This window comes from Mesorhizobium sp. M7A.F.Ca.CA.001.10.2.1 (assembly GCF_003998575.1).
In the GTDB taxonomy this organism is placed as follows: Bacteria; Pseudomonadota; Alphaproteobacteria; order Rhizobiales; family Rhizobiaceae; genus Mesorhizobium.
This window is the reverse complement of the sequence record NZ_RZQY01000191.1, coordinates 1-9,367: the sequence shown is the minus strand read 5'-3', so window position 1 is coordinate 9,367 and position 9,367 is coordinate 1. Positions and strand designations below refer to the sequence as shown.

The following is a 9,367-nucleotide window of genomic DNA, read 5'->3' as shown; positions in this document are numbered from 1 at the left end:
ATCCACGACTCGTTCATGTCGCGGCCAAATTCCATAGTGGTGCCAGGCAACAAGCTCGATCTTGCCATGCAACTGATCCTGACGCCGCTCATCCTGCAATTGATTGAACGCAAGAGCCGTGTGTCGTGAGGAGGATGCAATGACCAGCCAAACAGCACTGAAGCCCGTCACCACAACCGCTCCCGTCTCGGAGCGCGACATGGCGAACGCCATTCGCGCGCTGGCGATGGACAGCGTCCAAAAGGCGAATTCGGGTCACCCTGGCATGCCGATGGGCATGGCCGACGTCGCAACGGTGCTGTTCAACCGCTTCATCAATATCGATCCGTCGAGGCCGGACTGGCCCGACCGTGACCGTTTCGTGCTTTCAGCCGGCCACGGCTCGATGCTGCAATACGCGCTGCATCATCTGCTCGGCTATGAAGACATGCAGATCGAGGAATTGCAGCGATTTCGGCAGTTGGGCAGCCGCACCGCCGGACATCCGGAATATGGCCATGCGCTTGGCGTGGAGACCACCACCGGACCGCTGGGACAGGGCATTTCCACGGCGGTCGGCATGGCGCTGGCGGAACGCATGCTTGCCGCCCGCCACGGTGCCGATCTGGTCGATCATCATACCTATGTCATTGCGGGCGACGGCTGCCTTCAGGAGGGAATCAGTCACGAGGCAATAGACCTCGCTGGTCACCTGAAGCTTTCCCGCCTGATCGTCTTCTGGGACGACAATGCGATTTCCATTGACGGGCCGACCTCCCTCTCCACGTCGATGGACCAGCCGGCGCGCTTCAAGGCCGCCGGCTGGGATGTCCAAAGTGTCGCCGGCCACGACATGGAGGCAGTCGCCGCGGCAATCGAGGCGGCGCGGCGGTCGGATCGGCCATCGCTGATTGCCTGCCGCACAGTGATCGGCATGGGTGCCCCCAATCTCGGCGGTTCGGAGAAGACGCACGGCGCACCGCTGGGTGAAGCAGAGATCGCCGCGACACGCGAAAACATCGGCTGGGCGCACGCACCGTTCGATGTGCCGGATGATATCCTTTTCGCCTGGCGCGAGATTGCCGGTCGCGGCGAAGCGATGCGGCGCGCCTGGGAGCAGCGGCTTGCCGCCTCGCCGCGGCGCGAGGCTTTTGAAAACGCTGTCGCCGCCGAACTGCCTGATACGGTCTTCGAAGCGCTCGACGCCTTTCGTCGCGAACATATCGAGAAGGCAACCAAGGTGGCGACGCGAAAAGCCTCCGAAATGGCGCTGGAGGTCATCAACGGCGCAACGGAGTTGACCGTCGGCGGCTCGGCCGATCTGACGCATTCGAATCTGACGATCACCAAGGGCATGAACCGCATTGCACCGGGTGACTATGCCGGCCGCTACATTCACTACGGCATTCGTGAGCACGGCATGGCGGCCGCCATGAACGGCATCGCGCTGCATGGCGGTTTCGTGCCCTATGGCGGTACGTTCCTGTGCTTCGCCGATTATGCGCGCGGCGCGATGCGGCTCTCGGCGCTCATGGGCCAGCGCGTCATCTATGTGATGACACACGATTCCATCGGCCTCGGCGAGGACGGCCCGACGCACCAGCCGGTCGAGCACCTTGCGATGCTGCGTGCCACGCCTAATCTCAACGTCTTCCGCCCGGCGGATGTCATCGAAACGGCGGAGTGCTGGGAACTCGCGCTAAAGAGCAAGGACCGGCCGAGCGTCCTGGTGCTGTCGCGCCAGAACCTGCCGATGCTGCGTCGGTCGCACAGCGACGAGAACCGCTCCTGCCAGGGCGCTTACATCCTGCGCGAGCCGGCAAAGCACCGCGCCGTCACCCTGATCGCCACCGGCTCGGAAGTCGAGATCGCGGTTGCTGCCGCCGAAAGGCTGGAGACCGAGCATGGCGCCGCCGCCGCCGTCGTGTCGATGCCGTGCTGGGAGCTTTTCGAGGAGCAGGACAGCGCCACCCGCAAGGCCGTCCTCGGCTCGGCGCCGCGCGTCGCGGTCGAAGCGGCAGCCCGGCTGGGCTGGGACCGCTGGATCGGCGAGACCGGCGCTTTCGTCGGCATGACCGGCTTCGGCGCCAGCGCCCCTGCCCCCGACCTCTACCGGCATTTCAACATAACGTCCGAAGCGGTTGCTGCAGCGGCGCTGAAGCTCATCATCTAGGAGGATTCACAATGGCTCGCATCACCCTTCGCCAGCTTCTCGACCATGCCGCCGAGCACGGCTACGGCGTACCGGCATTCAACATCAACAACATGGAACAGGGCCTCGCCATCATGGAAGCGGCCAAGGCCTGCGACGCGCCTGTCATCATCCAGGCTTCGCGTGGCGCCCGATCCTATGCCAACGACATCATGCTGGCCAAGATGATGGAGGCGCTGACCGAAATCCACCCGACCATCCCGCTATGCATCCATCAAGACCACGGCAACAGCGAGGCCACCTGCCTTTCCGCGATCCGCCACGGCTTCACCTCGGTGATGATGGACGGATCCTTGATGGCGGACGCCAAGACGCCGGCCAGCTACGACTACAACGTCGCCATAACCGAACGCGTCGCACGCATGGCGCATTGGGTCGGTGCTTCCGTCGAAGGCGAACTGGGTGTGCTCGGCTCGCTGGAAACCGGTCAAAGCGAGGCAGAGGATGGCCACGGCGCCGAAGGCGCGCTTTCCCACGACCAGTTATTGACCGATCCCGATCAGGCGGTCGACTTTGTGACCGCAACCCAGGTCGACGCGCTGGCGATCGCCTGCGGCACCTCGCACGGCGCCTACAAATTCACCCGCAAGCCGGACGGCGACATCCTGGCCATGCAGGTGATCGAGGCGATCCACGAAAAGCTGCCCAACACGCATCTGGTCATGCACGGCTCTTCCTCGGTGCCGCAGGAGTTGCAGGACATTATCAACAGATACGGCGGCGAGATGCCCCAGACCTTTGGCGTTCCGGTCGAGGAGATAGAGCGCGGCATCCGCTACGGCGTGCGCAAGGTCAACATCGACACCGATTGCCGCATGGCCATGGCCGGGCAGTTCCGCCGCGTCGCGACGGAAGACCCGCGCGAGTTCGATCCCCGTAAATTCCTGAAGCCAGCCATGGATGCCTTGCGCGACCTTTGCCGGGACCGGTTCGAGCGTTTCGGTACGGCGTCCAACGCCTCGAAGATCAAGGTCATCGCCATGGACGAGATGGCGAAACGTTACGCCGCGGGAAAGCTCGATCCCCATATCGCCACCGCGAAAGCCGCCTGAGCAACAAACAGGAGACCTGTCATGAACAAGATCGACATACTGCCAGCGGGAACGCTCAAGGAAGGCAAGGAACGCTACAAGTCAGGGGTCATCCCCTACAAGAAGATGGGCTACTGGGAGCCGGACTACAGGCCCAAGGAGACCGATCTGATCGCCATGTTCCGGATCACGCCGCAGCCGGGCGTCGACCACGAGGAGGCGGCGGCGGCCATCGCCGGTGAATCCTCCACCGCGACGTGGACCGTGGTGTGGACCGACCGACTGACGGCCTGCGAGCTCTATCGCGCCAAGGCGTTCAGATCCGAGCCGGTGCCGAACACCGGTCCCGGAACCAAGACCGAGCAACAGTACTTCGCCTACATCGCCTACGACCTCGACCTGTTCGAGCCGGGCTCGATCGCCAATCTGACCGCATCGATCATCGGCAATGTGTTCGGCTTCAAGGCAGTCAAGGCGCTGCGGCTGGAAGACATGCGTATCCCGGTGGCGTACCTCAAAACCTTCCAGGGGCCGGCGACCGGTATCGTGGTGGAGCGTGAGCGGCTCGACAAGTTCGGCCGGCCGCTGCTCGGCGCGACGACGAAGCCGAAGCTCGGCCTGTCGGGACGCAATTACGGGCGCGTCGTTTACGAAGCGCTGAAGGGCGGCCTCGACTTCGTCAAGGACGACGAGAACATTAACTCGCAGCCCTTCATGCACTGGCGCGACCGCTTCCTCTACTGCATGGAGGCCGTGAACAAGGCGTCGGCCGCCACCGGCGAGGTCAAAGGACATTATCTCAACGTCACCGCCGGCACGATGGAGGAGATGTACGAGCGCGCCGAATTCGCCAAGCAGCTTGGCTCCTGCATCGTCATGATCGACCTCGTCATCGGCTACACGGCGATCCAGTCGATGGCCAAGTGGGCGCGCCGCAACGACATGATCCTGCACCTGCACCGTGCCGGCAACTCGACCTATTCGCGCCAGAAGAACCACGGCATGAATTTCCGCGTCATCTGCAAATGGATGCGCATGGCCGGCGTCGACCACATCCATGCCGGCACGGTGGTCGGCAAGCTGGAAGGCGACCCGCTCATGATCAAGGGATTTTATGACACGCTGCGCGAGGAGCGCACGCCGCAGAACCTCGAAACCGGGCTGTTCTTCGATCAGGAATGGGCCTCGCTCAACAAGGTGATGCCCGTCGCCTCGGGCGGCATCCATGCCGGCCAGATGCACCAGTTGATCCACTATCTCGGCGAGGATGTCATCCTGCAGTTCGGCGGTGGCACGATCGGCCATCCGGACGGCATCCAGGCAGGCGCGACGGCCAATCGCGTCGCCTTGGAAGCGATGATCCTGGCCCGCAACGAGGGGCGCGATTATTTGCGCGAAGGAACCAAGATCCTCGAACAGGCGGCCAGATGGTGCACGCCGCTGAAGGCTGCCCTGGAGACCTGGAAGGACGTCACCTTCAACTACGAATCGACCGACACGGCCGACTTCGTGCCAACCGCAACGCCCAGCTTCTAGACGAAAGGAACCGTCGTCATGATGACCAATCCGGGAAACAAGGTCACACAGGGGCAGTTCTCGTTCCTGCCCGACCTGACCGACGAGCAGATTTCGGCGCAGATCAAATACGCGCTGAAGAACCATTGGGCGGTCAGCGTCGAGTACACGGACGATCCGCATCCGCGAAATACCTATTGGGAAATGTACGGCAACCCGATGTTCGACTTGAAAGATCCGGCGGGCATACTGCTCGAGGTCAACGCTTGCCGGAAAGCGTGTCCGAACATGTATGTGCGGGTAACCGCCTTCGATTCGACCAAGGGCTGGGAAGCGCCGCGCATGTCGTTCATTGTCAACCGGCCGCCCAGCGAACCCGGGTTCCGGCTGCTGCGCCAGGAGCGCGACGGCCGCAGTCAGGGTTATTCGATCGTGCCTTATGCGACCGACAGGCCCGAGGGCGAGCGGAGCTAGCCGAACCATGCTGAACGCGATGACCAAGGACGCTGCCGCACAGGACGCGACGGTTGATCTGCAGGCCGAGTTCGAGGCGTCCAACATCGACGAGGTCATGGACAAGCTCGACCGTGAACTCGTTGGCCTGAAGCCGGTCAAGACCCGCATCCGCGAGATCGCCGCTCTCCTCCTGGTCGACCGGCTTCGCCGCAAGTTCGGGCTGACTTCGGGCGCCCCGACGCTGCACATGAACTTTACGGGAAATCCCGGCACCGGAAAGACCACCGTGGCGCTGAGGATGGCCGAAATCCTGCATCGTCTGGGCTATGTCCGCGAAGGCCACATGGTCGCCGTGACGCGCGACGATCTCGTCGGCCAGTATGTGGGCCACACCGCGCCCAAGACCCGCGAGGTGATCAAGCGTGCCATGGGCGGCGTGCTTTTCATCGACGAGGCCTATTATCTCTACAAGCCCGAGAACGAACGCGACTACGGCCAGGAATCGATCGAAATCCTGCTGCAGTGCATGGAGAACAACCGTGACGATCTGGTTGTGATCCTTGCCGGCTACAAGAACAAGATGGACCGCTTCTTCGACAGCAATCCCGGCATGCGTTCGCGCATCGCCCATCACCTCGATTTCCCCGACTATGGCGTCAGCGAACTGAAATCGATCGCCGAGATTATGCTCGCGGAGCAGAATTATCGCCTCAGCGAGGCGGCGTCCCGTGCGCTCGAAGAGTATCTTCCGATCCGCATGAGGCTGCCGCATTTCTCCAACGCGCGTTCGGTCCGCAATGGGCTCGACCGGGCGCGGCTGCGGCAGGCCAACCGGCTTTTCGCATCGCGCAGCCGGGTGTTGACCAAAGCCGATCTTGTCACCATCGAGGAATCCGACATTCGCGGCAGCCGCGTGTTCGCGGAAGGGAAACTCGAAGGCGAACCGGAGACGAAGATGCGCTGACGGGATGGAGCCGGCTGGCGCAGCGACCAACACCCGCAGACAGAATTGGAGACGACGACCATGGTCACCAGGACAATCATCGCACCCTCCGTGCTTTCCGCGGATTTCTCGCGGCTCGGCGATGAGGTCGAAGCTGTCGTGCGGGCGGGTGCCGACTGGATCCATCTCGACGTGATGGACGGCCATTTCGTACCCAACATCACCTTCGGTCCGCCGGTGATCAAGGCGATCCGCGACCGAACGGACAAAATTTTCGATTGCCATCTGATGATCGCGCCGGCCGACCCCTATCTGGCCGCCTTCGCCAACGCCGGCTGCGACATCATCACGGTGCACGCCGAGGCCGGGCCGCATCTCGATCGTTCCCTGCAGGCGATCAAAAATCTCGGCAAGAAGGCCGGCGTATCGCTGAATCCTTCGACGCCGGAGAGCGTCATCGAGTATGTGCTCGACAGGCTTGACCTAGTGCTGCTGATGACGGTCAATCCAGGCTTTGGCGGCCAGGCCTTCATTTCCGCGGTCATCGAGAAGATCAGGCGAATCAAGGCACTGGTTGGCCACCGCCCGATTGACATCGAAATCGATGGCGGCGTCACGGCCGAAACCGCCCCGCTGGTCGCCGCGGCCGGGGCCAATGTGCTGGTCGCCGGGTCGGCCGTGTTCAAGGGGGGCACCGAGGCGGCTTATCGCACCAACATTGGAGCCATCCGACAGACGGCCGACGGTGCGATCCGGAAAGCGGCGTAAACAATTCCATCGGAGGCAAGCATGGCGGCCGTCCCCCCTGTCTGCGATTTCGGCTGGCGCGCCATCGATGCCGTTTTGCCTGGCGTCGACGGCAGGTCGCATTCGATCTTCAGCCAGGCCGGCCCGAACGGTCTGGTCGTGGCCTTCATCTGCAATCACTGCCCTTATGTGAAGGCAGTGATTTCACGTATCGTGCGCGATGCCAACGACCTCAAGGCCGAAGGTATCGGCTTTGTCGCGATCAACTCAAACGATGCCGACACCTACCCGGAGGATTCCTTCGACCAAATGAAGCTCTTCGCCACGACGAACGGCTTCAGCTTCCCTTACCTGCACGACCAGCACCAAACTGTGGCGCGCGATTACGCAGCCGTGTGCACTCCCGATTTCTTCGGGTTCAACAGCGAGTTGGGACTGCAATATCGCGGTCGGCTGGACGCCTCGCGACGAGAAGCCGGAGCGCCCGGGCTGAGACGCGACCTGTTCGAGGCGATGAAGCAGGTTGCCCGAACCGGCGACGGGCCGCTGGACCAGATCGCCTCGATCGGCTGCTCGATCAAGTGGAAGGATGCCGCATGAACGTCGGTGCAGGTAGGCCGCTTCGATCGCCGAAGGCGATCCTGTTCGATCTCGACGGCACGCTGGTCGACTCGGCACCGGACATAGCGGCCGCCGTCAACGAACTGCTGGCCAGTCGCGGTCTGCCGCCGCTGCGCCTGGATCAGGTCACGGCCATGATCGGCGGCGGCGTCAGGAAATTGATCGAGCGAGCCTTCGCCGCGTCGGGAGCGCCACTGCTCGGCAACGCTCTCGATGAGGCCCATCGCGTCATGGCGCCTATCTACCGCCGGCATCTGACCGGCCTGACAAGGCTGATGCCTGGAGTCAGGGAGGCTCTCACCCACTTTCATTTGGGCGGAGTAAGCATGGGCGTGGCAACCAACAAACCGCAGTTGGCGACCCGCGAAATCCTGCTTCATTTCGGATTGACGGAATATTTCGGCGCAATCGTTGGCGGAGACGCGGTGACATTCCTGAAACCGGCGCCCGATGCCCTGCTGCTGGCGTTGGCACAGCTTGGGGTCGACGCCGGTGACGCGCTGCTGGTCGGAGACAGTGGCGCTGACCTGGGTGCCGCACGCGCCGCCGGCATGGCCGTCATTCTGTTGCGCGGCGGCTACAGCCACATTCCGGTGGAAGAGCTTGGCGCCGACCTTGTTTGCGACAGCCTTTTCGATCTGCCTTCGGCCATGCAGAAGCTGCAAGCCGATGCGTGATCAAGGCGTCCGCCGGCCGAACGCAAATTCGAACGGCCGGCTGCGCTCTATTTCGAGAATTGCTTCAGATAGGCAATGACATTGGCGATGTCTTCGTCCTGCTTGAGGCCGACAAACGCCATCTTCGTTCCTTTGATCATGGCCTTGGGATCGTGAAGATAGGTCTTCAGCGAGGGCTCATCCCATTTGACGCCGGATTTTCCAGCCGCGACCATCGCCTGAGAATAGCTGAACCCCGGGTGTGTCCCAGCCGTTCGGCCTATGACGCCGTTCAACGACGGGCCGACCTTGTTCTTGTCCTGGTCGGCGGCATGGCAGACCTTGCATTTGGCGAAGACCTTCTCACCGGCCGCCGCATCCTGGGCCTGGGATTGGCTCGCCATGAAGGGCACAACGGACATGACTGCGAAAAATGCGATTGCGCGCATGGTATTTCCTCATTGATCGTCTGGGTGCCCTGGACGATTTGCGCATGCCGATCCTTTGATCCGTCTGCATGCGCCTTACGCGGTGGAGTGGAATATCCGCTTCTCCCGTGGAGCCGCGCCGCGTGGCTCAGAAGCTAATTGGCATGTTGTGAAAGTCAATCGTACAAAGGTTTAGAGGCCTGGGTGCTCAAGAGACCTGTCCATTCGTCTTTGTTGACGGCTATCCGGCGAGCGCGTAGCTTGACCTCATTCCGGTTTCTCCATTGGCACCTCGGGAAATCCGGCAAGCGGTGATTTTGTCCTCGCTCCTGGTTGGGCTGGGCTTGCCGATATGGGCGTTTGGGAACGCGCAAGAGGTGCTGAATGGACATGGTCGATCTCATATTGACGGTTTGCCTCAGCGCCAATCCGAGCAATTGCCGAGACGAACATCTCTATTTCGAGAGCCGCGGCACTCTGTTCCAATGCATGATCCTTGCCCCCAGCGAAATCGCGAAATGGTCTCAAGAACACCCGAACCTCAAGGTCATGCGCTGGAAATGCGCATTTCCGAGCAAGGAACGAGCCATCTAATTTGGCAGCGCGGAACCCTGGGGAGGAGGTGTCATGATGGTTTCACGGCGCATGACGCTGCGTCTGGCGGTTCTCGGGACAGCCGCTGTTCTTGCTACCAGGCCGGTCGTTGCGGCAGCCAGGATTCGCCTCGGTGTGCTGAAGTTCGGAACCGTGAGTTGGGAACTCGATACGCTAAGGCGGCA

At 62.2% G+C, this 9,367-nt stretch carries 10 protein-coding genes and 1 pseudogene; 10 read left to right on the top strand and 1 reads right to left on the bottom strand.

The window, feature by feature from the left end; translation table 11 throughout:
- From EN964_RS38525 to gph, 9 genes and pseudogenes are all read left to right on the top strand, one after another.
- Nucleotides 1-129, top strand: a pseudogene (locus EN964_RS38525) (phosphoribulokinase); the annotation flags it as partial.
- A gap of 10 nt (nt 130-139) precedes the next feature.
- The gene (tkt, locus tag EN964_RS14555) at nt 140-2,152 is read left to right on the top strand and encodes a transketolase (protein ID WP_127267900.1); all 2,013 of its coding nucleotides are present in this window, start codon (nt 140-142) and stop codon (nt 2,150-2,152) included.
- An 11-nt stretch (nt 2,153-2,163) separates the two neighbouring features.
- Nucleotides 2,164-3,243, top strand: coding sequence for a class II fructose-bisphosphate aldolase (gene fba, locus EN964_RS14550; protein WP_127267899.1), 1,080 nt, complete (start codon nt 2,164-2,166; stop codon nt 3,241-3,243).
- Between the two features lie 21 nt (nt 3,244-3,264).
- Nucleotides 3,265-4,758 (top strand): ribulose-bisphosphate carboxylase large subunit, encoded by a 1,494-nt coding sequence (locus tag EN964_RS14545; protein ID WP_013532056.1) that lies wholly within the window; start codon nt 3,265-3,267, stop codon nt 4,756-4,758.
- Nucleotides 4,759-4,776: 18 nt separating this feature from the next.
- Nucleotides 4,777-5,211, top strand: coding sequence for a ribulose bisphosphate carboxylase small subunit (locus EN964_RS14540; RefSeq protein WP_013532057.1), 435 nt, complete (start codon nt 4,777-4,779; stop codon nt 5,209-5,211).
- A 19-nt stretch (nt 5,212-5,230) separates the two neighbouring features.
- Nucleotides 5,231-6,157 carry a CbbX protein gene (gene cbbX, locus EN964_RS14535; protein WP_245490654.1) on the top strand — a complete coding sequence of 309 codons (927 nt, stop codon included), beginning with the start codon at nt 5,231-5,233 and terminating at the stop codon, nt 6,155-6,157.
- Between the two features lie 60 nt (nt 6,158-6,217).
- A complete protein-coding gene (gene rpe / locus EN964_RS14530; RefSeq protein ID WP_127267898.1) occupies nt 6,218-6,904 on the top strand; it encodes a ribulose-phosphate 3-epimerase in 687 nt (228 codons plus the stop codon).
- 21 nt (nt 6,905-6,925) lie between these two features.
- A complete protein-coding gene (locus EN964_RS14525; RefSeq protein ID WP_127267897.1) occupies nt 6,926-7,483 on the top strand; it encodes a thioredoxin family protein in 558 nt (185 codons plus the stop codon).
- Nucleotides 7,480-8,181 (top strand): phosphoglycolate phosphatase, encoded by a 702-nt coding sequence (gene gph, locus EN964_RS14520; RefSeq protein WP_127269852.1) that lies wholly within the window; start codon nt 7,480-7,482, stop codon nt 8,179-8,181. The genes EN964_RS14525 and gph overlap by 4 nt, the downstream gene beginning before the upstream one ends.
- 47 nt (nt 8,182-8,228) lie before the next feature.
- Here the strand turns inward: gph and EN964_RS14515 are convergent, their stop codons facing one another.
- On the bottom strand, nt 8,229-8,609 hold the full coding sequence (locus tag EN964_RS14515) for a cytochrome c family protein (protein ID WP_127269601.1): 381 nt from the start codon (nt 8,607-8,609) through the stop codon (nt 8,229-8,231).
- A 363-nt stretch (nt 8,610-8,972) separates the two neighbouring features.
- On the opposite strand from EN964_RS14515, the gene EN964_RS14510 reads away from it, so the two are divergent.
- Nucleotides 8,973-9,182, top strand: a complete 210-nt coding sequence (locus EN964_RS14510; protein WP_127269602.1) for a hypothetical protein — start codon at nt 8,973-8,975, stop codon at nt 9,180-9,182.
- The last annotated feature ends 185 nt before the right edge of the window (nt 9,183-9,367 follow it).